Raw genomic sequence first — 23160 nt, 5'->3', positions numbered from 1 at the left:
GCCCGTCATAAAAAAGGAGGCGACCCGAAGGCCGCCTCCCGTAGATCCGGTCAGATACCCGGATCAGAACTTCACACGAAGCGCCGCATTGAACGAACGACCAAGCGGATCGTACGTCGACGGGAAGGTGTTGCCGCTGTTGGCAGTGGTCGAGCCGGCTTGACCACCGACGATCGGCGGCTGCTTGTTGAACAGGTTCTGCACACCGAGGGTGAGGTTGAACTGCTTGGTGACGTCGAACTGGAAGGTCAGATCGAAGTAGTTATACGCCGGGATACGATTGAAGTTGTACGACTTCCCGGCGAGTTCCGACGAAACGCCCGCCGCGTTCGTGATCGTGCCGCTGAACAGGGTTCCAAGACCCGGCTCGTAGGTCACCTTGTCGATATGCCGCCACAGCACCGATGCATTGACGGGGCCGTAGGACAGGCCGGTCCGCTGCTGCCAGCTGTACTTCGGCTGGATCTGGCCAAGGCTCGGCCCGCAGTTGACGCTGTAATAGCCGACGCAATCGCGGTTGAGCGACGTCGGGGCGGACTGGAAGCGGAGATGGTTGGTCCAGGTGCCGTTGAAGCTCAAGTCGAGGCCGAACTGGCCGAACTTGCGACTGTACGCGGCACCGATATCGATCCCGTCGGTCGCCAGTCGACCAAGGTTGGTCTCGGGCAAGAGCAGGCCGAACGTCGACGAAGACGGTCCGCTCAGGCCGCCGTTGGCGGGGTTGCGACGGATGACGGTGCAGGCCGAATTCGTGGCAGACGCCGCCGTGATGTTCCCGAAGCAGGCGGAGATCGCATCACCCGGCGTGGCGAAGGTGATCGCGTTGTTGACCTTGATGTTGAAGTAATCGACCGAGAACGTCAGGTTCGGAACGACGTCGCGGGGGGTAAACACCGCGCCGACGGTGAACGTGTCGGCTTTTTCAGGACGGATCTGCGTGTTCGTCACGAAGGTCGCGTTGATCTGACCGGCGTTCGGACCGGGGATGGCACCGATTTGCCCGGCGGTTGCCCCCTGGGCGATACACACCGCGCGCAGGTTCGCATTGGCCGAAGGGGCTGCGTCCTGACACGGATCGGTCGTCAGGTTCGTCAGCGCCGTCACGGTCGGCGAGAAGAGATCGTTGATGTTCGGTGCGCGCACGGCGCGCTGGTAGTTGCCGCGCAGACGAACGCCCTTGACCGGCTCCCACGTGGCGCCGCCCTTATAGGTCGTCGTGTTGAAATGCGGGCTGTTCGGCGCCTGCACGTTGTACGACGAATAGCGGATGCCCGCCTCGAGCGTCAGTTCGTTGAAGAACGGCTTGTCGGTCACCAGCGGTGCGATGACTTCGCCAAAGGCTTCCTTGACGTCATACCCGCCGGTGAACGGGAGGACAGCGCCACCGGCGCCGCCGAGCGCCGACGGATCCTGCGCGAACGCATCCGGGATACGCTCATAGGTGTACTTCCGATATTCGCCGCCGACCGCATAGCTGATCGCCTGCGACGACGTGCCGAGCGTCAGCAGTTCACCGCTCAGCAGCGCGTGGACCTGCGACAGTTCGGTATTGATCCGGATCGTGCTCTGGCCCTTGATGAAATCGACCTGCGCCTGCGAGATGCTGCCCGACTGGCCGAAGAGGTTGAGCGGGACGCAATTGCCGCTCGTATCCAGGCAGGTCGTGGCGTTGGTGGCGTTCAACGCCTGCTGGATGCGCGGCAGGATCGTGTAGCCGGATTGCGTCTGCGTCTGCTCGCTGCGGCCGTAGGAGCCGGCGAGATCGAGCGTACCGATCTTGCCGACTTCGATCTTCAGGCCGACCCGAGCGTCATAGACGTTGTTCTCATAGTTGCTGACGCGCGGCCCGAGCTCGACGAGGCGGCGATAGACGCCGCTCAACGGCAATGCGGCATTGTTGTCGCACGTCGGCCCGCGCGCGATGCGGTTGGCATCGCAGATCTGGTTGCGGATCCCTGCGGTCAGATACGGGTTTTGTCCCGGGATCGTCAGCGCGTTCCCGAAGACGCCGGATGGCGCGATGATCGAATTGATCGTGTTCTGCGAGAACATCCCGCGTGCGTAGAACTCGACCCCGTCGGCAACGTCGTAATGGGTTGCCGCATAGACGCTCTTGCGGACCAGCGGGGTCTGGAAGATGTTGTACGGGTTGAAGTTGAAGCGCTGGTAGGTCGGTACGAGCGAGGCACCGTCCGGCGAAACCTGCAGCGTCCCGGCAGGCCGCGGCAGGACGATGCGCGTCGGAACCGCGGTCCCCGAGGCTCCGGAGGCGACACCCGACACGCTGTCGACACCGAAATTGGAATAGCCCTGCGTCTGATAGACGGGGTCCACGGTCGTATAGCCAAAGCTCAGCACGGCGTTGCCGCGGTCGCCGGCGAAGTTGGCGCCGACCGTCAAGTCGCCGCGGAACGACCGGGCATCGCCCGTTTCCAGGATCTTGTTCTGGACGCGCACGTCGAGCCCGGTGAAGTCGCGCCGGGTGATGAAGTTCAGCACACCCGAAACCGCGTCCGCGCCGTAGGTGGTCGACGCACCGCCGGTCAGCAGGTCGACCCGCGAGACGAGCGCGAGCGGAATGACGTTGAGGTCGGTCGCGCCGTTTGCAAGCGACGGAACGATGCGGTTGCCATCCAGCAACACCAGGTTGCGCTGAACGCCCAGGCCACGAAGATCGACCGAGTTGGTGCCGTTCGAGCCGTTGTTGACCTGGCTGCCGATGCCCGGCGACACACCCGGCAACGCGCGGACCAGTTCCTCGACCGTGTTCGGCGCGCGCTTGGTGATTTCCGCGTCGCTGATGACGGTGACCGGGGTCGACGAAGTGAGGTTGGGATTGCGGATCAGCGTGCCGGTGACGACGATGTCGCTCCCGGAAGCCGCCGGATCCTGCGCGGCGGAATCAGTGACGCCAGGCTCGACCGGACTGGTTTGCGCAGATGCGGGAGAGACAAAGGTTGCCACGGCAAGAACCGAAAGAGCCGAACCAAGCCCCAGCTTGCGAATAAGCGTCGTCGTTCGCATCAAAAAAACCCCCTTTTGCAATTGCCCACAAAGCTCATGAAAACATTACATCATCCGAAAGGATGACGATGTCAGATACTTTCAAATATGCCCGGGGGATTGATGCTATTCAGAAGTTCCGCTGTAAAGTGGCCATGACGGACCCATTCACGGTTTTTGCTGCACCGTATCAAAAATGCAACAATGTTGCGGTGCCGAAATGTCGGAAGACCAAGGATCGAACGACCGGGCGATCCGGCGCCGGCACGCCGTGCGCGCTGCGCGCACGCCATAAAAAAACGAGGCGGAAATTGCTTTCCGCCTCGCCGATAGGACCTCCGCTGATCGCGGATTGCCGTTAGAAGTTGAACTTCGCGCCCGCGCGGAACTGGCGGCCGTAGATGTTGTTGCCGGCCTGGACCGGGTTGTAGAGATACGCGCCGTAGGTGACCGGGTCGATCGGAGGCAGCCGGTCGATCAGGTTGAGGACGTTGGCATACAGCGTGAAGGCGTTGTTGACCTTCGCGCTGACGTTGAGATCGAACGTCACGTAGCTCTTCACGCGGTTGCCCGTATAGCCCGGTGCAAGCCCGTGATCTTCGTATGCATTGCCCTGATCCATCGCCGACAGATCGTAGCCCGAGGTGTAGTTGACCGTGCCGGTGACCGCGAGCGGGCCGGTCTCGATCGTGTTCTGCCAGTTCCCCTTCCAGCGGAACGTTCCCGAACCGGCGGTCAGGTTGAAGTTGCCGAGCGTGTCGACATACGTCTCCCGCGTTCCGTCCGCGAAGGTCGTGCTGAGTTCGATCAGCCAGCTCGCGTCGAGGTTCGAAGTGAACTTGAATGCACCGAAATCGTGGAAGATGTTCGCCCCGAAATCGATACCCTCGGACTTGAGCGTGTTGGCATTGATCAGCTGCGATTCGACGAACGCGATGCGCGGCCGTGCGGTCGGGTTGTTCGTGTCCACCGCATCCGCAATCACGTTGAAACCGGCCGGGATCGCCTGGTTGGCATAATAGGCCGCGATGGCCGCCCCCGACGACGGCGGGGTGATCGCCCCGGTCTTGCGGATATTGTAGTAATCCACCGTGAAGGTCACGTTGCGGATCGGGTCGAACTTGATCCCCGCGGTGAAGCTGCGCGACTTCTCGGGCTGCAGGTTGGGCGACGCGAGCGTCGTCAGACCGATCGAATAGGCGGTGATGTAGGTCGGGCAGCCGGTTGGGTTGGTCGGGGTGCAGTTCGCGCCATATTGTGACAGGAAGTTCGCCGGGATGTTGGCGACCGACTGCGACACATAGCCCGTCGTTGGAAGCGCATTGGCCTCGGCGAAGCTCGGGATCCGGAACCCGCGCGAATAGGTGCCGCGCAGCGTGACCTGCCGGACCGGACGCACGATCACGCCGACCTTCGGCGAGAAGTTGGACTGACCGCTCGAATAGTGATCGTAGCGACCCGAACCGTCGATCTCGAGCTGGTCGAAGATCGGCGCCTTGATTTCACCGAAGGCCGAGGCGACCGTACGGTGGCCGACCGTGCCGAACGCGTTGAGCGTGAAGTAGCGCTGCGTCGCGCCGGTGTAGTCCGCGTTGCCGCTCGGCGAGTTGACCGCTTCGTAATAGACCGAGCCGCCTGCCGCGACGCGAAGCGGACCGCCCGGCAAATCGAACAGCGCCTTCCCGATGGTGGCCTGCGCCTGGTACAGGTCCGAGGTATTGGTGTTGACGTTGGTCGGGGTCAGATAGTCGAGCGTCGCCTGCGAGGTCGCACCTGGGTTGAGGAAGTTGTACGATCCGTCCTTGATCACGTTGAGCAGGTTCTGGATGTAGACATAGCCCTTCTGGGTCACTTCCAGATCGGTGTGCATCGCGGTGCCTTCGACGCGATAGTCCCAGTCCTTCCCGAAGGTCCCGCTGATCCCCAGCGCACCGCGATACACGCGGCTCCGCGTCTGGTTGAACGTCGGGGTCGGGATGCGCCCGACGAGCCGCGCGATCTGGCCCTGTGCGGCGAACGGGTTGTTCGGGTTGAGCGTGCCGTTGGCCGCGGTGCAATCCCCGACCGTGGTGCGGGCGCAGATATAGACCGGGAGCGCGAGGATGCCCGAGCCCGGGGCAAGGCCCGCACCGAAGGCGGTCGAGGTCGAGAAGCGCGGCAAGTCGATCCCGGTCGGCGCGTTGCCGCGGATCGTTGCGGGTAGGCCGGTGTAGCTCGACGTGCTCTGCTGGAAGTTCACCGCGAGATACGCTTCGCTCGACGAACCGACCGTCGCGGTGAAGCGCGCCGAACCGCCGAAGCGCTCGATCTTAGGCGCCACCACGCCATATTGCGCGGTATTGTCTTCCTGACAGATCGTTCCGGCCGGCGCGTTTGCGTTGGCGGCCTGCGCAAGTTGCGCCGCGCTCAAGGTGATCGACTGGCCGCTGATGCAGCTTGTGTTGCTCAGCTTCTGGTAGCGACCCTGCGCAACGCCGCCATTCTGGACGCCGTTGCTATAGCCGACGTTGGAATAGGGCCGGACGAAGAAGTCGGTTGCCCCCGGCGAGAAGCCGTTGAGGTTGCCCGAGGCATCGAGACCGTTGGTGACGCCGTTGGGGCCGCCGATCGGACGCTGGTCGTCGCTGTTATAGGGGGCGCGAAGATCCGAGTTCCTCACCATGTCCTGGTTGTAGTAGAAGCCGCTGATATAGGCGTTGAAGCCCTTTTCGGCGAGATCGCCGACACCCGCGGTCAGCGTGACGCGCTGGTTGGCGGCGAAGCCCTTTTCGGCGATGCCGGCTTCGACGCGACCCGCGAGACCCTTGAACTGCTTCTTGGTGATGACGTTGACCACGCCCGCGATCGCGTCGGCACCATAGCTCGACGATGCGCCGTCGCGCAGCACGTCGATCCGCTCGACGATATCGTCGGGGATGGTGTTGAGATCGACGAAGTTGCGCTGACCGTCATCCGCGAGCGGATAATAGGCCGCGCGCAGGCCGTCGAACAGGACGAGCGTCGAGCTGGTCGAGAGACCGCGCAGCGACACCGACGAAGCACCGCCAGCGAACGCGCCGTTCGCGCTGAACGAGTTGGTCAGCGCCGCACCGTTGTTCGACGATAGCTGCTGGAGCGCGTCCTGCACGGTGTTGATGCCGCGGCGGTCGAGGTTTTGCTGGGTCAGCGTGGTGACGGGCGACGGCGTCAGCGTGCCGCGGATGATCGACCCGGTAACGACGATGTCCGCGCCGGCTTCTTCCTGCGGGGTGGGGGCGGTCGTGGGCGACGTGGTGGTCGTCCCTTGCGCCGTGTCGGTTTGCGGCGTTGCTACGCCGTCCTGCGCGTGCGCGCTGCCGGTGGAAACGACAACGGCGAGCGATGCCGTCGCCGCGAGTAGAAACGATTTACGATATGCAGAATTTAACATCAACACAGCCCCTTTTGCTTCCCCGACACGTCACGATCTGCGTGTTTGTAGGGCATGGCCAAGCGTCCGCGGATCATTGGATCCTAGGACGCTCATGGGGAAAATTTGACGGAGTTTGCAGCGCTGTAAAGCAGCCTTCTCAGACTGTGCCAACTTTACGGCGGCTGTGTAGCATTTTGGTCACATAATGGCCGAAAAGGGCCTAAGGCTTATTTTGGTTCAAATCCCGAGATTCGCGCCATTTAATGTTGCGTCGCGGCAAAGGTAGCGATCACATAACGTTACGCATCGGCCCCGTAACGAGTAACGGGTCGATCTTTGCCTCGCGCCAGCGCAGGCTCCAGTGGAGGTGCGGACCGGTCGCGCGTCCCGTTGCGCCGGACAATGCGACTCGCTGCCCGCGCCGGACGTGATCGCCCACGCGCACGCCGATTTCGGACAGGTGGAGGAAGGCGCTGTTGAGCCCGTTGCCATGGTCGATCATCAGCAGATTCCCCTCGAGCGTGAAGGGATGGTCCGCTGCCAGGATCACCACGCCATCGGCCGGTGCCACGATTTCCGAGCCGGTCGGTTTGGCGACGTCGAGGCCCGAGTGATACGAACCCGCCTCGCCGTTGCGATAGATGCGCTGCGATCCGAACAGCGTCGAGATGCGCCCCGTGGTCGGCCAGACGAACGCCTGCCGCCAGCCTTGCGCATCGGTCACGATCCGCCGCGCGGCAGCGATCTGCGCGAGTTCGGCGGGGCGGAGGCGGTCGAATTCGGGTTGCGGCAGCGGGATCTTGGGGAGCGTCGTCAGCCGCGAGATGTCCCACGCGCGGGGCGAAACCGTCAGCGTGTCGCGGATCACCCGCCCGTCGTCGAGCGTCGCGGCGAGGATTGCGACCGGAGGCGCGTCCCGGTCGAACGCGATGAGGAAGCGGCCGTCGGCGGCGACGGGGACGATCGCGGTGTCGAACAGGAGGCCGCGGGTATGGGCGGGCGCGATGCCGATCACCAGCCCGCCTTGCGTCATGCTCCCCGAATAGCTGAACTGTGTCCGTCCGGCGGGACGCGGCGGCGCTTCAGACGGGGCGGAGATCGGAGCAGCATTCAATCGCTGCGGTGTGGCCGGAACGGTGGCGCAACCGCCGAGTCCGATCACGACCAGACCGGCCAGAACATGGCCGACCCGCGCGGGCCTATGCGGCAGTTTCGCCGCCCATCGCCTGGGTCGCGAGCGCCGCGGTGGCATAGGCTTCCTGCCGCGCGACGCTCCAGTAGCGCAGGTCGTCGAGCGCGATCCGCGCGCCCGAGACCGCACAGACGACATGATCGCCCGGGTTCAGCACGCGAAAGCCGTTCGCCATGAAGTGCAGCCGCGCCGCGCGATCGGTGTTGGACATGAGCATCGGCTGGGGCTTTCGAACGAGAATTACAGCAGGGTCGGCTGGTCGCCGGATGGACCAGCATACCCCTTGCCCCCGCCACGCTCAACCTTGGCATCGACCTCGCCGTCGCGGAAATGGAGCGTCACGCCCCCCGCCGCGCGTGCCGCCGCCGCCGAGCCGACGACCGCACCCCCGACCCGCGCCGAAACGAATGCATAGCCGCGATCGAGAATGCTGTTCGGCCCGAGCGATTGCACCAGCCGCCACGCCGCCGCGGTGCGATCGCGCGCGCGTTCGAGCTGGCGTTCGAGCGTCGCGAGGCGGAGCGCGCCCGCCGAGCGATCGAGCTGCCCGCGCGCGAGCGTCACGCGGCGTTCGAGCCCGCGGTCGAGCCGCGCGCCGATGTCGTCCGCGCGCTGGCGCTGCGGCCCGAGCAACGCGTCGCGGCGCGGGAGCACACGGACCAGGGCGGTCAGCCGCTCGCGCCCGCGTTCGTGATAGCGCCGCGCGCATTTCTCGGTGCGCTGGCCGTACCCCGCGATCGTCAGCCGCAGGTCCGCGAGCACCGGCACCGCGATCTCGGCGGCGGCGGTCGGCGTGGGCGCGCGCCGGTCCGCAGCGAAATCGGCGAGCGTGGTGTCGGTCTCGTGCCCGACCGCCGAGATCGTCGGAATCGTGCACGCCGCGAGTGCACGGACGACGACTTCCTCGTTGAACGCCCACAGATCCTCGATCGACCCGCCACCGCGCGCGACGATGACGAGATCGGGCCGCGTCTCGGGCGGCATCGCGTCGAACCCGCGGATCGCGGCGGCGACTTCCTCCGCCGCCCCTGCGCCCTGTACCTTGACCGGCCACACCAGCACATGCGTCGGACAACGATCCTCGAGCCGGTGGAGGATGTCGCGGATCACCGCGCCAGTCGGTGAAGTGACCACGCCGATCGTCCGCGGCATGAACGGGAGCGGACGCTTCCGATCGGCCGAGAACAGCCCCTCGGCGGCAAGCTTCGCCTTCAATTTCTCGAGCAGCGCCATCAGCGCGCCCTCGCCTGCCAATTCCATCCGGTCGATGATGATCTGGTATTTGGACCGGCCCGGATAGGTGGTGATCCGCCCGGAGACGATCACTTCCGCGCCGTCCTGCGGCTGGAAGCCCAGGGCGGCGACCTGCCCCTTCCAGATCACGCCGTCGAGCACCGCGCTGTCGTCCTTGAGGCTCAGATACGCATGCCCCGACGCGACGCGCTTGTACCCCGAGATTTCGCCGCGCAGCCGGACGCTGCCGAACTCGCTTTCGACCGCGCGCTTGAGCTTGCCTGCGAACTCGCCGACGCTCATCACCGAATTGCCCGATGCTGTGGCGGTCGGCGTGGCGTTGTCGGCGGGACCGTCCCCCGCTAGGAGGCGGGCCGCGGCGTCAAAAAGAGGGTCCGACATGAATATCCTACTGATCGGATCGGGTGGTCGCGAACACGCGCTGGCCTGGAAGCTCGCGATGTCGCCGCTGTGCGATACGCTCTTTGCCGCGCCGGGCAACCCGGGGATTGCGGAACATGCGACCCTCGTCGGGCTCGACGTGCGCGATCATGCGGCGACCGTCGCCTTTTGCGCGACGAACGCGGTCGGCCTCGTCGTGATCGGCCCGGAAGCGCCGCTGGTCGACGGTCTCGGCGATTCGCTCCGCGCGGCGGGGCTCGCGGTATTCGGGCCGAACGCGGCGGCGGCGCAGCTCGAGGGTTCGAAGGCGTTCACCAAGGCGGTGTGCGACGCCGCGCATATCCCGACCGCGCGCTACGTCCACGTCAAGACGCTCGACGAAGGCCTCGCGTCGCTCGGCGGCTTCCTGCTGCCGGTGGTGGTCAAGGCGGACGGGCTTGCGGCGGGCAAGGGCGTGACGGTCGCGGCGACGCTTGGCGAGGCCGAGGCGGCGCTGGGCGATCTGTTCGCCGAAGCCGGTGGCGAAGCGGTGATCGAGGAATTCCTCGACGGCGAGGAAGCCAGCCTGTTCGTGCTGACGGACGGCACCGCGATCCTCCCGTTCGGCTCCGCGCAGGACCATAAGCGCGTCGGCGAGGGCGACAGCGGCCCCAACACCGGCGGGATGGGCGCCTATAGCCCCGCGCGCGTGCTGACCCCCGAGCTGGAGGCGCGCGCACTCGACGAGATCGTGCGGCCGACGGTCGCGGCGATGGCGGCCGCGGGGACCCCGTTCTCGGGAGTGCTCTACGCCGGGCTGATGCTCACCGCGGACGGCCCCAAGCTGATCGAATATAACGCGCGCTTCGGCGACCCCGAATGCCAGGTGCTGATGGCGCGGCTCGAGTCCGATCTGGTGCCGATCCTGCTTGCGGTCGCGCAGGGCACGCTGGCCGACCACGGCGTGGCGCAGTGGCGCGACGCGGTGGCGCTGACGGTGGTGCTCGCCGCGAACGGCTATCCCGGCACGCCCGAGGCAGGCGGCGCGATCCACGGCATCGCCGACGCCGAAGCGACCGGCGCGCGCGTCTTCCAGGCGGGGACTCGACAGGCTGACGGGGGCATCGTCGCCTCGGGCGGGCGCGTGCTCGCGGTAACCGCGCTGGGCGACACGATCGGCGCGGCGCGTGACGCGGCGTATCGCGGGGTCGATGCGGTCGACTTCCCGACCGGTTTCTGTCGCCGCGACATCGGCTGGCGCGAAATCGCGCGCGCGGACAACAAGGGTTAATTAGCGCGCGACGGGGGCGGATGCGCTGCGCTAGGACCGCGCAATCGATTTAGGAGTATCCGATGGCTGCCTCGCCCGAAAATCCGAACCAGGCGATCGACTTCATGCTGCCGATCACGACGGTTCACGTCGCGTTGATGGTGGTGCTCGCCATCGCCGCGGTGGCGACGATCATCTGGGGCAGCATGCTCGCCCGCCGCCGCAAGAATGCGGAAAAGCAGGTCGAGGAAAATTTCGAGGTGGCCGAGGCGCATGGCGCGACCCACGAACCGACCGTATCGGCGGACGGGACGCAGGTGGCGACCATGTCCGCAGACGTTCCCGAACGTCCTGCGCAAGACACCGATCGCCAGGTGCCAGTCGCCCCGCGCATTCCGGAGGACCGGCCCGTTTCCGGCGCCGCCCCCGCGACGGCCACGCCCGACCCTGCCCCTGCCCCTGCCCCTGCCCCTGCCGCCGCTCCGCCCGCGGCACCTGCCCCCGCTGCGAGCACGCTTACGCAGATCAAGGGGCTCGGCCCCAAGCTCGCCGCGACGCTGGCCGAACAGGGGATCACGCGGGTCGAGCAGATCGCGGCGCTCACCCCTTCGGACGCCGAGGCACTCGATGCCAAGCTCGGCGCATTCCGCGGGCGGATGACGCGCGACCGCTGGATCGAACAGGCCAGATTGCTCAGCGCTGGCGACCGTGCCGGCTATGAGGCGCAGTTCGGGAAATTGGGCGGGTAAGGCTTTATTCCGGGCGTGTCCCGGTATCCGCCGTCGCGCGCGGGCTGCGGCTGCCTTGTGGCTGGCACTTTACCAAAAACGGCTTCCCCGGCGAAGGCCGGGGCCCAGTAGAAGTGGCCTGTGGCATTAAGCACGGCATTCGCCAGGATCGTGTCGCGACTGGGCCCCGGCCTCCGCCGGGGAAGCAAGATACCTTTAAGCGACGAAGCTACCGTGCCTCGCTCACCAGCAATTTGTCGATCCGCCGCCCGTCGAGATCGACCACCTCGAACTTCCAGCCCTGCTCGACGAAGCTTTCGCCCTCGCCCGGCAGATGGCGGAATACGGCAAGCGCAAGCCCCGCGACGGTCGCATAATCGCGGTCCTCGGGCAGATCGATCCCGAGCCGCTCGGCGAGCGCATCGACCGCCATCTGCCCCGCGACCAGCAACGACCCGTCGTCGCGCGTCACGACCGAGGGCGCTTCCTCGGGATCGGTATCCGACGCGAATTCGCCCGCGATCGCCGCGAGCAGATCCGCCGGAGTCACGATTCCCTCGAAATGCCCGTATTCGTCGTGAATCAGCGCCATCGGCACTTCGGCCTGCCGCAACGCGTCGAGCGCGTCCATCGCGTCGATCTGGTCGAGCACGACCGGCGCCTGCCGCATCAGTGCGCGCACGTCGAGCGGGAGCCCCTTGAACAGCGCCACCGCGATGTCGCGCGCCTGCACCACGCCGATGACGGTATCGACCGAGCCCTCGGTCACCGGCAGCCGGCTGTGCGACGCGGTCATCAGCGCGGCGCGAATCCCCGCCTCGTCGAGTGTCGCGTCGATCCATTCGATGTCGGTGCGCGGCGTCATCACCTCGCGCACCGGGCGATCCGCAGCCGCACCACGCCCGAGATGATCGAGCGCTCGTGCTCCTCGATCACGCCCGACTTGGACGCCTCGGCGACGATCAGGTGGAGTTCCTCGGCGGTGACATGCTCCTCGGTCTCGCGCTGCAACCGCATCAGGCGGAACAGCAGACCCGAGGACGAATCGAGCAGCCACACGACCGGCGCGGTCACCCAGGCGAGCCATAGCAACGGCGCGGCCATCGTCGCCGCGATCGGCTCGGGCGCGCGCAGCGCGATCTGCTTGGGGACGAGCTCGCCGACCACCAGCGAGGCATAGGTCGTGATCCCGATCACCACGGCGAAGCCCATCGTCTGGCCAAGCTCCGCGCTCAGCCCGAGCGCCGTCAGCCGCGCGCCGACCGGTCCGCCGAGGCTCGCGCCCGAATAGGCACCCGACAGGATGCCGATCAGCGTGATCCCGATCTGCGTCGTCGACAGGAACTTGCCCGGGTCCGCCGCGAGCGTGATCGCGGTCCGCGCGCCGCGCTTGCCGCTGCGCGCCATCGCCTCGAGCCGCGCCTTGCGCGAGGACACGATGGCGAGCTCCGACATGGCGAAGACACCGTTGAGCAGGATGAGCGCGAAGATGATCGCGACGTCGATCCAGGGAAAGGGAGGGAGTGGGTGCATGGCGCAACACGTCCTTTGCGCGATTCGGGGAATTGCACAACCGCCGTCCTGACGGTGCGCCTGAATAGATCGTCCTGCGGCGCCCGGCGGAAGCGTCGGTCAGCGCCGTCCGGCGAAGAAACCGCGCAGCAACGCCGCCGCTTCGCCTTCGCCGATGCCGGGGAAGATTTCGGGCCGGTGATGAATCGTGGGCTGCGCAAACAGCCGCGGACCATGTTCGACCGCACCGCCCTTCGGATCGCTCGCACCATAGTAGAGCCGCGCGATCCGCGCATGCGCGATCGCGCCGGCACACATCGCACAGGGCTCGAGCGTCACCCACAGGTCGCACTCCCCGAGCCGATCGTTCCCGATTGCCACTGCTGCCGCGCGAATCGCGAGCATCTCGGCATGGGCGGTCGGATCCTGCAGCGCGCGCGGCGCATTCGCGGCCGTCGCGATCACGACGCCGTGCCGCATCACCACCGCGCCGACCGGCACCTCGCCCGCTTCCGCCGCCGCGGCGGCAGCATCGAGCGCGGCGCGCATCGGCGGCGGGAGCAACAGGGACGCTATCGACATGACCGGGTCATGCCCGAACCCGTGCTCCCGGACCAGCCGTGCTTATTGCGTGGTGACGGTGTTGCTGTTCGCGTCGACGGGCTTGTTGATTCGCACGGTCGGAACAGAGACCGTCTTGGTGGTGGTGCCGACGGTGGGCACCTCGACCGACTTGTTCGCGGTGCCGAATTCGACCGTCGCCATCTTGGCATCGACCTCGGGGGCCTTGCCGCCAGCGACGTTGATCGACGGCAGCGAGCCCGCGCTCGTATCGATCTTGAGCATGCCGAGCGATACCAGCGCCACGACGACAAGGGCTGCGATCCCCACCAGAGCCAATAGAAAACGCATCCCAGATATCCCCTTATTCCGTGCAGTCAGATCGTTACCGTAATCAAACGCCGCGTGTTTGCGGAAGGTTGCATACCCCCCGATCCGGCCTTCCAACGACAGTTGATTGTTACGGGAAAAAGGCTGAATCGGTTGACGGGGCCGGATGCTTTGGGTAAGCGCGCCCCCTTCTAGGGGTTCGTCACGGGCCCCACCGGACATTCAGGAATTCACGATGTCGCGCATTTGCGAACTGACCGGCAAGGGCCGGATGGTGGGTAACAACGTTTCCCACGCGAACAACAAGACCAAGCGGACGTTTCTGCCGAACCTGCAGAACGTGACGCTCATGTCGGATGCCCTGGGCACCAGCATCAAGCTGCGCGTCTCGGCACACGGCCTGCGCTCGGTCGAGCATGTCGGCGGTCTCGACAACTGGCTGGTCAAGACGACCAACGACAAGCTGTCGCTGCGCTGCCGTCGCCTCAAGCGCGACGTCGCCAAGAAGCTCGTCGCTGCGCAGGCACCTGCGGCGTAAGCCTCAGGTCCGGTCGCCTCAGGCGACCGGATCCAGTCTGAACTTCAGCAGCAGGCTGCGCTGCACCGGCAACTGGTTATCGTCCGAAACGAGCCAGATGACGGTGGCGCGGCCTTCTTGCGTTGCGGCAACACCCTCGAAATTGTCGTGGATCAGCGGCGATTCGAGTGTCGCGATGTCGTGGCCGCGCACGGTTGCGCCCGGCTTGACGTCGGCCGGGTCGACGATCGTCAGCACGTTCGAGAAGCGGAACCATGCGAAGCGCCGGTTGAGGATCAGCCAACGCCCGTCGGGCAGCAACGTCATGTCGCTCGGGCTGCTGCCCTCGGGCGGGATATAGTCGAAGCGGAAGCCGCGCCGCGAATGGACGCTCGGATCGCCCGCAAAGACGACCCCGCCGCGCCCCTTCCCCCCGGGCCACCGATCCTGCTCGCCGATCGTCGCCATCCCGCCGCCGGGCAGCAGCATCATCGCTTCAGGGCCCTTGTTCAGCGGCCAGTGATGCATCACCGGCGGCGCGACATGCGCCTGCGCGGTGCGGAAGGTCGAATCGTAGCGCCAGAAGGCGTTGGCATTCTCGAACCCGACCCAGATTGCGCCGGTGCGGGGATCGACGCTCATCGATTCGCTGTCGCGGTCGGCCTTTTCCCAGCCGGTCCCGGGGCCATCGGGCAATTCGGCATAGCTTCGGTCACGCACCTGCCAGTTCCGGTCGAGCGCGAATCGCACGATGTCGCCGCTGTCGCTGAGCAGCGTGAACCGATCCCCCGCCACCGCGAGCGACGAGAAGCCGCCGAACTGCGAGTCGTCGCTCCTGAGCCGAACGCCACCGAGATAGACGAGATCGCCGACCCGGGTCCGCGCCGGGTTCGACTCGTCGAGCGGGACGCGCGCGACCGTGAAGGCGGGATCGGGCCCGAGCAGGGAAATCCGCGCCTTGCCGCTCCATTCGGGGACCAGCAGCACGAAGAGCGAGGCACAGATGAGGAAGCGCACCGACAGGCCCTGCGGGACCGCCCGGCATCGCGCAACCGCCTTTCGTGGATGAACACGCGCTAACAGGCCCATTCAGGCTCGTCTCACCCCGAATCGATCATAAGGGCATCATCGGAATGCACACCGAGAGGGAGACGACGATGTTCAAGAAGCTCATGCTCGCTACGACGACGATGGCGATTGCCGTCTCCGGTCTGGCTGCAACCCCCGCGAGCGCCCAGCGCTACTACGACCGTGGCGACGGCTACGCCTATGATCAGGCGTATCACGATGGCTACAACCGCGATGACGGCTATCGCGGCGACGGCTATCGTGGCGGCGGCTACCGCGACGACCGGCGTGGCTATGACGACCGCGGCTATAATGACCGGCGCTATTACAACACGTCGCGCAACCGGTGCCGCAGCGGCGACAGCGGCACGATCATCGGCGCGATCGCGGGCGGCCTCCTTGGCAACGTCGTCGCAGGGCGCGGCGACCGGACGCTCGGCACGGTGCTTGGCGCAGGCGGTGGTGCGCTTGCAGGGCGCGCGATCGATCGCGATGGCCGCCCGGGCTATTGCCGCTGATCGGCTGACCGGTCCGTCATGGGGCAAGATCACATGATCTTGCCCCTTTCGAGGGCCATCGGTCGCGTTAATACTGGCCGCCGCTATCGAGCCTTGTCCTACCCCGCGACTCCGCCCGTCAAAACGCCGTAAGCGACGTATCCACCGTCCAGCGGGCATACTCTTCGACGGCATTGACCCCGACGATCAGGCAAGCAACGACGATCAACGTTGGGTCGCGTGCGACAAGCCGCTTTCTCAACACCGGTGCGGCGATGACAGTCGACGTCATGGTCGCCATCAGCAGCCATAGCGAATAGCGCTGTTCACTAGCGACGTTCACAACGGCAAACGCTGCGCTGTACAGGATCGCCGACGTCAACATCGCCCGCGCGGCGACCAGCTCTATCTGGTTCCGATATTCCGCCCCGCCAATCATAAGATACAGGCCCACGGCGAGGACGATGATGCTGGCAGCCGACAGGATCGGAATGCTGCGCAAAGTATCGAGGATCCAGCCCTTGTTGCTCAGATACGGCGGTTTGGCATTATCCCTGTCGGCGTGGGCCAGTGCTACATGGAACGGCGGCACGTAGAAGAAGAACGCCGAATTCAAATTCAAGAGACGATGCTCGAGATAGCTGACCGGATGGCGTTTTATGGAACCGATCCAGATCGAGGGTAGCTCGGGACTCGATCGGACCATTTCGGTGAATTGCTTGCATCGCACGCCCAACGTGTCGTGCATAACGGGGCTGTAGCAATGCCGGTCGGCAGGATACTGGCCCGCAAAGTCGCGCAAGACACTCCGATCACCCGACAGGCGGACGATCCCCATCACGTCGAAAAACTGGAGTGTTCCGATCGCGCCACCGGGGCTCGCGCCCAGGACGACGCGGTTCACGAACGACGATGTCGGGATCAGGAGAACGGCAATTACCGCGGAAAGCGCGAGCGTCGTCGGCAAGCCCCTAATCGTGAGGCGGCGTCCAAAGATAAGCAGCAGCAAGGGCGGAACGGCAAAGACGGCATTCGCGCGGATCAGCGTCCCGTAGAACAGCAACAGCGACACAAGGATCACCGTATCGACGGACCAGCCCCCGCGCCGCTGGACGCGGAGCCATAGACCAATCACCGCCAGGAACGCCGACGCCAAACCGACGTCGCTGATGACGACGATGTTCATCATGATGAACAACGGCGTCGCACCGACCGCAATTACGAACAGTCCGGATATTGGCCTGGCACGACGATGCAATTCATAGCCCAGGAGAATGAAGGCGAACCAATACATCAGCAGATGCGCGACGTAAATCGGCGCGGTACCATCAGCGATTGGATGCAAAAGGCTCCAGAAACGCGTCATTACCGGCGGGTGGTAGTCGTTGTAGACGCCTGACGTTACCTGCCAATATTGTATAAGGGCATCGAATTTAAGCTCGCCGGGATATCGGTAGAGAATATTGGCGAGCATGAGCACGACACCCAGTGCGATCAGCGTCCAGCGCGACCGCACGAGGCTATACCAGAGGAGGGGGGCCTGATCGGTCATCATACGATGCCAAAGCCAGACCACGCTGCGACGGGACCAAAGGTCGCGTCTTGCGCCATGCAGGGCGTGGGCACCGGGCAGTGAAAGTCCTCGAGTGGGCCACTCCGTTCCCGCGCAACGCCGAAAACCGCCGGCGCAGTTCCGGATTTACGCGATTTCCGTAGGCGTTCGAGGCCACCGCAGAACATTTGTGCAACTCCTTTAAAGCTGCCGAGGTTAACCGCCAGGCCGACCCGGTCCTGTAGGGCGAACAGTGTTTCGAAGTAAATACCGGACGCAGCGGCCTTCTCGACGGCACGGATTAGTGAATCACCGATCGTTGCGACCAGCCTGCCGAAGGGCCAAAGCCCGCTTGTCCGCGGCCATCGTACCGTCGCTCCGCGGCAGGCGCGCGTGTCCGTTCCCAATGCGCTTAACCCAGAGCGCACGGTACGCGCGCCGCAAAACGCTTACCGGTCCCGCCGCCCGAGCAGCCGCAAGCGCAGCGCGTTGAGCTTGATGAACCCGGCCGCATCGCGCTGGTCGTATGCGCCCTGGTCGTCCTCGAACGTGACGACCTTTTCCGAATACAGCGACTGCGGCGACTTGCGGCCGGTGACGTTGACCGAGCCCTTGTACAGCTTGAGCCGGACGGTCCCCTCGACCTTCGCCTGGCTGTGGTCGATCGCGGCCTGGAGCATCTCGCGCTCGGGCGAGAACCAGAAGCCGTTGTAGAGCAGCTCCGCGTAGCGCGGCATCAGCTCGTCCTTGAGGTGCGCAGCCCCACGATCCAGCGTGATCTGCTCGATCCCGCGATGCGCGAGGTGATAGATCGTGCCGCCCGGCGTCTCGTACATGCCCCGCGACTTCATGCCGACGAAGCGATTCTCGACCAGGTCGAGCCGCCCGATGCCATGCTTGCGGCCAAGCTCATTGAGCGCTTCCAGCAGCGTCGCGGGCGACATACCGACGCCATTAAGCGCGACACCGTCGCCGCGTTCGAAATCGATCGTAATCGTCTCCGGCTGGTCGGGCGCGTCCTCGGGATTGACCGTGCGCGAATAGACATAGTCCGGCACCTCGTCCCACGGATCCTCGAGCACGAGCCCTTCCGACGAGGTGTGGAGCATGTTGGCGTCGGTCGAGAACGGTGCCTCGCCGCGCTTGTTGTGCGGGATCTCGATCTGGTGCTGCTCGGCCCATTCGATCAGCCGGGTGCGGCTGGTGAGGTCCCACTCGCGCCACGGCGCGATGACCTTGATGTCGGGTGCGAGCGCATAATAGCCGAGCTCGAAGCGGACCTGATCGTTGCCCTTGCCGGTCGCGCCGTGGCTGACCGCATCCGCGCCGACCATCCGCGCGATCTCGATCTGGCGCTTGGCGATCAGCGGCCGCGCGATCGACGTACCGAGCAGGTACAACCCCTCGTACAGCGCGTTCGCGCGCATCATCGGGAAGACGTAATCCTTGACGAATTCCTCGCGCAGATCGTCGATGAAGATGTGCTCGGGCTTGACGCCGGCCTGCTGCGCCTTGCGCCGCGCGGGCTCGAGCTCCTCGCCCTGCCCGAGATCGGCGGTGAAGGTGACGACTTCGCATTGATAGGTCTGCTGGAGCCACTTGAGGATGACGCTGGTGTCGAGCCCGCCCGAATAAGCAAGGACGACGCGGTTGATTTTGTCAGTCACGGGCAGGATCCTTCGTGTTCGGCTGCCCCCTATGCGAGGGGGCGACAGGGTGCAACGGGCTAGCCGCGAAAAGCGCGCTCGGTCTCGAGCATGTAATCGCGCGTGATCGGCAGGACGTGGCGGTTCTTGGCGAACTGGATCTGGTAATTGACCATCCCGCCGAAGTGGAACGCCGCCCCCGCCCCCGCCAGATAGAATTGCCACATCCGGTAGAATGGCTCGTCATACAGCGCGATGATCTGCTCGCGCGCCGCGACGGTGCGGTCGTACCAGTCGTCGAGCGTGTAGCCGTAATGCAGCCGGAGCACCTCGACGTCGGTGACCATGAAGCGCAGGCCTTCGTTCGCCGAGATGATTTCCGACAAAGCCGGATTATAGCCGCCGGGGAAGATGTATTTGGTCGTCCACTTGTCGGTGACGCCCGGCCCGCCCGCGCGACCGATCGTGTGGAGCAGCATCACGCCGTCCTCGGTCAGCAGGTCGCGGCACTGGCGGAAGAAGGTCTTGTAATGCGCGGGGCCGACATGTTCGAACATGCCGACCGAGACGATCCGGTCGAACGTGCCGGTCAGGTGGCGATAATCGATCAGCTCGAACTTGACGCGGTCGGCGACTCCCGCCTCCTGCGCGCGCCGCCGCGCGACCTTGAGCTGTTCCTCGGACAGCGTGACGCCGAGCACGTCCGCGCCGGTATGCTGGTGGAGGTACAGCGCCATCCCGCCCCAGCCGCAACCGATGTCGAGCACCGTCATCCCCGGTTCGAGCGCGAGCTTTGCGGCGATATGCGCCTTCTTGTCGCTTTGCGCCTGCTCGAGGCTGTTGCCGGGGTTGGTGTAATACGCACAGCTATACTGGCGGTCGGAATCGAGGAAGAGGTCGTAGAGGCGGTCGGACAGGTCGTAATGGTGCGCGACGTTGCGCTTCGAACGGCGCGCCATGTTCACGCGCTCGATCCGGTGCGTCACCGCCTGGATCGCGCGGCGCATCGGCGAGGCGGCGAGGCCGTTCGCGCCCGCTTCCCACGGGTCGTTCGCGGTCAGCAACCGGACGAGGTCGCGCACGTCGCCCTCCTCGACCACGAGCCGGCCCTTCATATACGCTTCGCCCGCGCCGAGCCCGGGATCGCGGACGATCGCCGCCGCTGCCCCCGCATCGGTGAAGCGAATCGTTACATCCGGGAAGCGTGCATCGGGCGTTCCGAAGCGGACGGTCTTGCCATCGGCGTGGTGTACGGTGAGGGTGCCGCGCTGGACGCGCTTGGCGAGAAACAAATCGATAAGGGCCATGTGCGGCCCACTAACGCGTCAAATGCCCGCATACCAATCGTAATCGACATTATCCTCCCAATAGCCGCCCTTGCCGAGCCCGATGCCCGCAAGCGAAGCCACCGCATCGATCGCCATGACGTATTTGGCCTGCTTGTAGCCAAGCTGGCGCTCGAGCCGCAGCCGCACCGGCGCACCGTGGCCAACGTCGAGCAACTGGTCGTTCATTCCCCACGCCAGGATCGTCTGCGGGTGGAACGCGTCGATCAGGTCGATCGATTCATAGTAGTGCGCGCCCGAATAGAGGTCGGCACAGATGAAGACGATGTAGCGCGCGCTGTCCTTCACCCCCGCCGCCTTGAGCACGCTGCCGAGCATCGGCCCGTGCCACTTGCCGATCGCGCTCCAGCCCTCGACGCAGTCGTGCCGCGTGATCTGGGTGCGCGCGGGCATCGCCATCAACTGCTGGTGCGAGATCGCGAGCGGCCGCGTGACGAGGCCACCGACCTTGAGCCGCCAGCTTGCGAACTTGTCCGCGACCATCGCGGCATATTCGGGGGTGCCGGGGTTGCTGGTGCCGTTGGTGCGGAAGAACGGCGACATCTGGTCGGCGCGATATTCGGGCGCGAGGCTGTGCCGGTTCGACAGCGCGCGCTGCAACCCCATGTTGAGCTTCTCGCCCGAGAACAGGATCTTCCGCGCCGCCGGGAGATCGGCGATGCGGTCGCACCCGGCGAGCAAGGCGCCGGAACCGAGCGCGGCGGTCGTCACCAGGGCGCGACGGGTGATCAGGCTGCTCATGCTGCGTCCTCGCGCTTGTCGTGGCCGGGGATTCGCCACCAGCCGGTAATCATCGAGCGTGTCTCGGGCCATGCCCCCGCCAGGATGACGAGCGCGAGGTGAACGATGATGAACAGCACCACCCCCACCATCGCGATGAAATGCACCGAGCGCGCCGACGCGCGCCCGCCCATCAGGTCGAGCAGCCACGGCCACGCGGCATCCATGCCCGGCGACAGCGCCAGCCCGGACAGGATCATCGCGGGCAACAGGATGAAGATCGCGAGCACGTAAGCGAGCTTCTGGAAGATGTTGCGCGCGTTGGGCTGCCTGGGGTCGTGGAAGCGCAGCGCGGCATGTTCCTTGGCATCATACCACAGGTGCGCTGGCGCGAGTTCGCGCGGGCGGATCGCCAGGTCGCGCTGGAAATGCCGGTTGATCAGGCTCGCGACCATGTAGAGCAGCAGCCCGAACCCGAGCACCAGCGCAAACAGCAGATGCCAGCGCCGCGCGACCGCGAGATTATACCCGGCCGGGATCGTCAGGAACGATGGCACATGCGGGGTATTGAGCCAGGGATGATCCGAATTCGCGCCGAACTGCCCCCAATAAAGGTGCGGATGCGCGTTGAGGATCGTCAGCCCGCTGCCGATCATGATGAAAACCGTGATCGCGGACACCCAATGCCAGATCCGCGTTGTGAGGCGATGCCGATAGATCGGCGTGGCCGACCCTTGCAGCGGAATGTCGGGGGAGCGGGTTGCGTCGGTCATGCAGGTACCTATTCGAGCCTTCGCCGGGAATGGTTACACCTAGCCCCGATCCCCGCCGTCGCCCACCGCTAACCGCATCCGAGGATAATTCCATGTCCGACCTTCTGTTCTACGAGCCGCGCGATGGCCATGCGGGCGTCCCCGGGCTCGACCACGACCCCCTGAATGCGATCGTCGCGCCGCGCCCGATCGGCTGGATCAGCACGCTCGCGGAGGACGGGACGCGTAACCTGGCGCCGTACAGCTTCTTCAACCTGTTCAATTATCGCCCGCCGATCATCGGCTTCGCATCGATGGGGTGGAAGGACAGCGCCGCCAACATCACCGCGACCGGCGAGTTCGTGTGGAACCTCGTCACGCGCGATCTCGCCGACGCGATGAATGCGAGCGCGGCGACGGTGGGGCCGGAGGTCGACGAGTTCGATCTGGCGAAGCTTGCGACGGTGCCGTCGCGGCTGGTCAAGCCGCCGCGCGTCGCGGCGAGCCCGGTCGCGTTCGAATGCCGCCACACCCAGACGCTGCGGCTGAAGACCACCGACGGCCGCGAGCTCGACCAGTGGATGATCCTCGGCGAAGTGATCGGCATCCACATCGCGCCGGCGCTGATCGCCGACGGCGCCTATCAGACCGCGGCGGCGCATCCGATCCTGCGCGGGGGCGGCCCGGCGGATTACTTCGAGATCGGCGCAGACGCGCTGTTCAAGATGCCGCGGCCGGGGTGAGGGGGCCGGGGTGAAGCGGCCGGCCCCGCCGCCCTCTAAGCCTCGCCCCGTCAGTTCCGGATCGTCAACCACTCCGTCACATCGGCCCGCTCGGTCCGCAGCGCGTTCGCGGGATCGGCGGGATCCTCCACGCCGATCGCCATCCCGCAGAACAGCATCCGCTCCGCCGGAATACCGATCGCCGCGCCGACCGTCTCGGGATACATCGCCCAGCACTCCTGCGCGCAGGTCGCCAGCCCCGCCTCCACCGCGAGCAGCATCACGTTCTGCAGATACATGCCGAGGTCGGACCATTGCGGCGGCCCCATCCGCCGGTCGACGCTGCAGAACAGCGCGGCGGGCGCGCCGAAGAACTGGAAGTTGCGCGCGAACCACAGCCGCCGCGCCGCCTTGTCCGCGCGCGGGATACCAAGTTCGCCGTACAGCGCCTCGCCGACCGCGAAACGCCGGTCACGATAGGGCGCGACGAGGTCGGTCGGGTAGATGGCGTAGGCGGGTTCCTCGCTCTCGCCGCGCCACAGTTTCGCGGCGATCGTCTCCTTCAGCGCGACGAGCGGCGCGCCGGTCAGCAGGTCGACGTGCCACGGCTGGAGATTGCCGCCGGTCGCCGCGCGCGCGGCCTTGGTGACCAGCCCGCGCAGCACCTCCGGATCGATCGGCGTCGGCAGGAACCCGCGTACCGAACGCCGCGCCGCAATCGCCTCGCTGACGGTCATGG

At 65.7% G+C, this 23160-nt stretch carries 20 protein-coding genes and 1 pseudogene; 6 read left to right on the top strand and 15 right to left on the bottom strand.

Features of this window, described 5'->3' with window-relative positions; translation table 11 throughout:
• Positions 1-63 precede the first annotated feature (63 nt).
• Positions 64-3024, bottom strand: a complete 2961-nt coding sequence (locus RI03_RS03100) for a TonB-dependent receptor domain-containing protein (protein WP_010160941.1) — start codon at positions 3022-3024, stop codon at positions 64-66.
• Positions 3025-3092: 68 nt separating this feature from the next.
• On the opposite strand from RI03_RS03100, the gene RI03_RS23415 reads away from it, so the two are divergent.
• Positions 3093-3365, top strand: coding sequence for a hypothetical protein (locus RI03_RS23415; RefSeq protein ID WP_138995594.1), 273 nt, complete (start codon positions 3093-3095; stop codon positions 3363-3365).
• Here RI03_RS23415 and RI03_RS03095 read toward each other — a convergent pair.
• The 4 genes from RI03_RS03095 to xseA all read right to left on the bottom strand — a co-directional run bounded on the left by RI03_RS03095 (position 3362) and on the right by xseA (position 9221).
• Positions 3362-6412, bottom strand: a complete 3051-nt coding sequence (locus RI03_RS03095; RefSeq protein ID WP_026046410.1) for a TonB-dependent receptor domain-containing protein — start codon at positions 6410-6412, stop codon at positions 3362-3364. The genes RI03_RS23415 and RI03_RS03095 overlap by 4 nt on opposite strands.
• A gap of 271 nt (positions 6413-6683) precedes the next feature.
• Complete coding sequence (locus RI03_RS03090; RefSeq protein ID WP_010215126.1) at positions 6684-7427, bottom strand: peptidoglycan DD-metalloendopeptidase family protein; 744 nt, start codon at positions 7425-7427, stop codon at positions 6684-6686.
• A gap of 166 nt (positions 7428-7593) precedes the next feature.
• Positions 7594-7803, bottom strand: coding sequence for a DUF2093 domain-containing protein (locus RI03_RS03085; RefSeq protein ID WP_010160944.1), 210 nt, complete (start codon positions 7801-7803; stop codon positions 7594-7596).
• A 23-nt stretch (positions 7804-7826) separates the two neighbouring features.
• On the bottom strand, positions 7827-9221 hold the full coding sequence (gene xseA, locus RI03_RS03080) for an exodeoxyribonuclease VII large subunit (protein ID WP_026046408.1): 1395 nt from the start codon (positions 9219-9221) through the stop codon (positions 7827-7829).
• Between xseA and purD the strand changes: the two genes are divergently transcribed.
• Both purD and RI03_RS03070 read left to right on the top strand, forming a co-directional pair.
• The gene (gene purD / locus RI03_RS03075) at positions 9220-10491 is read left to right on the top strand and encodes a phosphoribosylamine--glycine ligase (RefSeq protein ID WP_010215123.1); all 1272 of its coding nucleotides are present in this window, start codon (positions 9220-9222) and stop codon (positions 10489-10491) included. The genes xseA and purD overlap by 2 nt on opposite strands.
• Positions 10492-10553: 62 nt before the next feature.
• Positions 10554-11219, top strand: a complete 666-nt coding sequence (locus tag RI03_RS03070) for a helix-hairpin-helix domain-containing protein (RefSeq protein ID WP_010215122.1) — start codon at positions 10554-10556, stop codon at positions 11217-11219.
• A gap of 208 nt (positions 11220-11427) precedes the next feature.
• On the opposite strand, the pseudogene RI03_RS03065 reads toward RI03_RS03070, so the two are convergent.
• From RI03_RS03065 to RI03_RS03055, 3 genes and pseudogenes are all read right to left on the bottom strand, one after another.
• Positions 11428-12731: pseudogene (locus RI03_RS03065) on the bottom strand (hemolysin family protein).
• A gap of 99 nt (positions 12732-12830) precedes the next feature.
• On the bottom strand, positions 12831-13259 hold the full coding sequence (locus tag RI03_RS03060) for a nucleoside deaminase (protein WP_026046407.1): 429 nt from the start codon (positions 13257-13259) through the stop codon (positions 12831-12833).
• A gap of 75 nt (positions 13260-13334) precedes the next feature.
• Positions 13335-13622: a hypothetical protein gene (locus RI03_RS03055; RefSeq protein ID WP_037514676.1), complete on the bottom strand. Its 288-nt coding sequence runs from the start codon at positions 13620-13622 to the stop codon at positions 13335-13337.
• Positions 13623-13836: 214 nt separating this feature from the next.
• Between RI03_RS03055 and rpmB the strand changes: the two genes are divergently transcribed.
• Positions 13837-14139: a 50S ribosomal protein L28 gene (gene rpmB, locus RI03_RS03050; protein ID WP_010215119.1), complete on the top strand. Its 303-nt coding sequence runs from the start codon at positions 13837-13839 to the stop codon at positions 14137-14139.
• Between the two features lie 18 nt (positions 14140-14157).
• Here rpmB and RI03_RS03045 read toward each other — a convergent pair whose 3' ends face one another.
• A complete protein-coding gene (locus RI03_RS03045; protein ID WP_238542211.1) occupies positions 14158-15135 on the bottom strand; it encodes an esterase-like activity of phytase family protein in 978 nt (325 codons plus the stop codon).
• A gap of 140 nt (positions 15136-15275) precedes the next feature.
• Between RI03_RS03045 and RI03_RS03040 the strand changes: the two genes are divergently transcribed.
• Entirely contained in the window at positions 15276-15704 is a 429-nt protein-coding gene (locus RI03_RS03040) for a glycine zipper 2TM domain-containing protein (RefSeq protein WP_026046404.1), read from the top strand.
• 118 nt (positions 15705-15822) lie between these two features.
• Here RI03_RS03040 and RI03_RS03035 read toward each other — a convergent pair whose 3' ends face one another.
• The 5 genes from RI03_RS03035 to RI03_RS03015 all read right to left on the bottom strand — a co-directional run bounded on the left by RI03_RS03035 (position 15823) and on the right by RI03_RS03015 (position 21720).
• Entirely contained in the window at positions 15823-17238 is a 1416-nt protein-coding gene (locus RI03_RS03035) for a hypothetical protein (RefSeq protein WP_010215115.1), read from the bottom strand.
• Between the two features lie 446 nt (positions 17239-17684).
• Positions 17685-18902, bottom strand: coding sequence for an argininosuccinate synthase (locus RI03_RS03030; RefSeq protein ID WP_010215114.1), 1218 nt, complete (start codon positions 18900-18902; stop codon positions 17685-17687).
• 59 nt (positions 18903-18961) lie between these two features.
• Positions 18962-20188 carry an SAM-dependent methyltransferase gene (locus RI03_RS03025; RefSeq protein WP_010215113.1) on the bottom strand — a complete coding sequence of 409 codons (1227 nt, stop codon included), beginning with the start codon at positions 20186-20188 and terminating at the stop codon, positions 18962-18964.
• A gap of 18 nt (positions 20189-20206) precedes the next feature.
• On the bottom strand, positions 20207-20968 hold the full coding sequence (locus RI03_RS03020) for a molybdopterin-dependent oxidoreductase (protein ID WP_010215112.1): 762 nt from the start codon (positions 20966-20968) through the stop codon (positions 20207-20209).
• Positions 20965-21720: a cytochrome b/b6 domain-containing protein gene (locus tag RI03_RS03015; RefSeq protein WP_010215111.1), complete on the bottom strand. Its 756-nt coding sequence runs from the start codon at positions 21718-21720 to the stop codon at positions 20965-20967. Before RI03_RS03015 ends, RI03_RS03020 begins: the two co-directional genes overlap by 4 nt.
• Positions 21721-21812: 92 nt before the next feature.
• Here RI03_RS03015 and RI03_RS03010 point away from each other — a divergent pair, with 92 nt between their 5' ends.
• A complete protein-coding gene (locus RI03_RS03010) occupies positions 21813-22442 on the top strand; it encodes a flavin reductase family protein (protein ID WP_010160959.1) in 630 nt (209 codons plus the stop codon).
• A gap of 50 nt (positions 22443-22492) precedes the next feature.
• On the opposite strand, the gene RI03_RS03005 is transcribed toward RI03_RS03010, so the two are convergent.
• Positions 22493-23158: a nitroreductase gene (locus tag RI03_RS03005; RefSeq protein WP_010215108.1), complete on the bottom strand. Its 666-nt coding sequence runs from the start codon at positions 23156-23158 to the stop codon at positions 22493-22495.
• Between the last annotated feature and the right edge of the window lie 2 nt (positions 23159-23160).

Source organism: Sphingomonas sp. PAMC 26621, from assembly GCF_000251145.1.
In the GTDB taxonomy this organism is placed as follows: domain Bacteria; phylum Pseudomonadota; class Alphaproteobacteria; order Sphingomonadales; family Sphingomonadaceae; genus Sphingomonas.
Note: the sequence above shows the minus strand (reverse complement) of the source record. Positions and strands in the feature narration are given on the sequence as shown.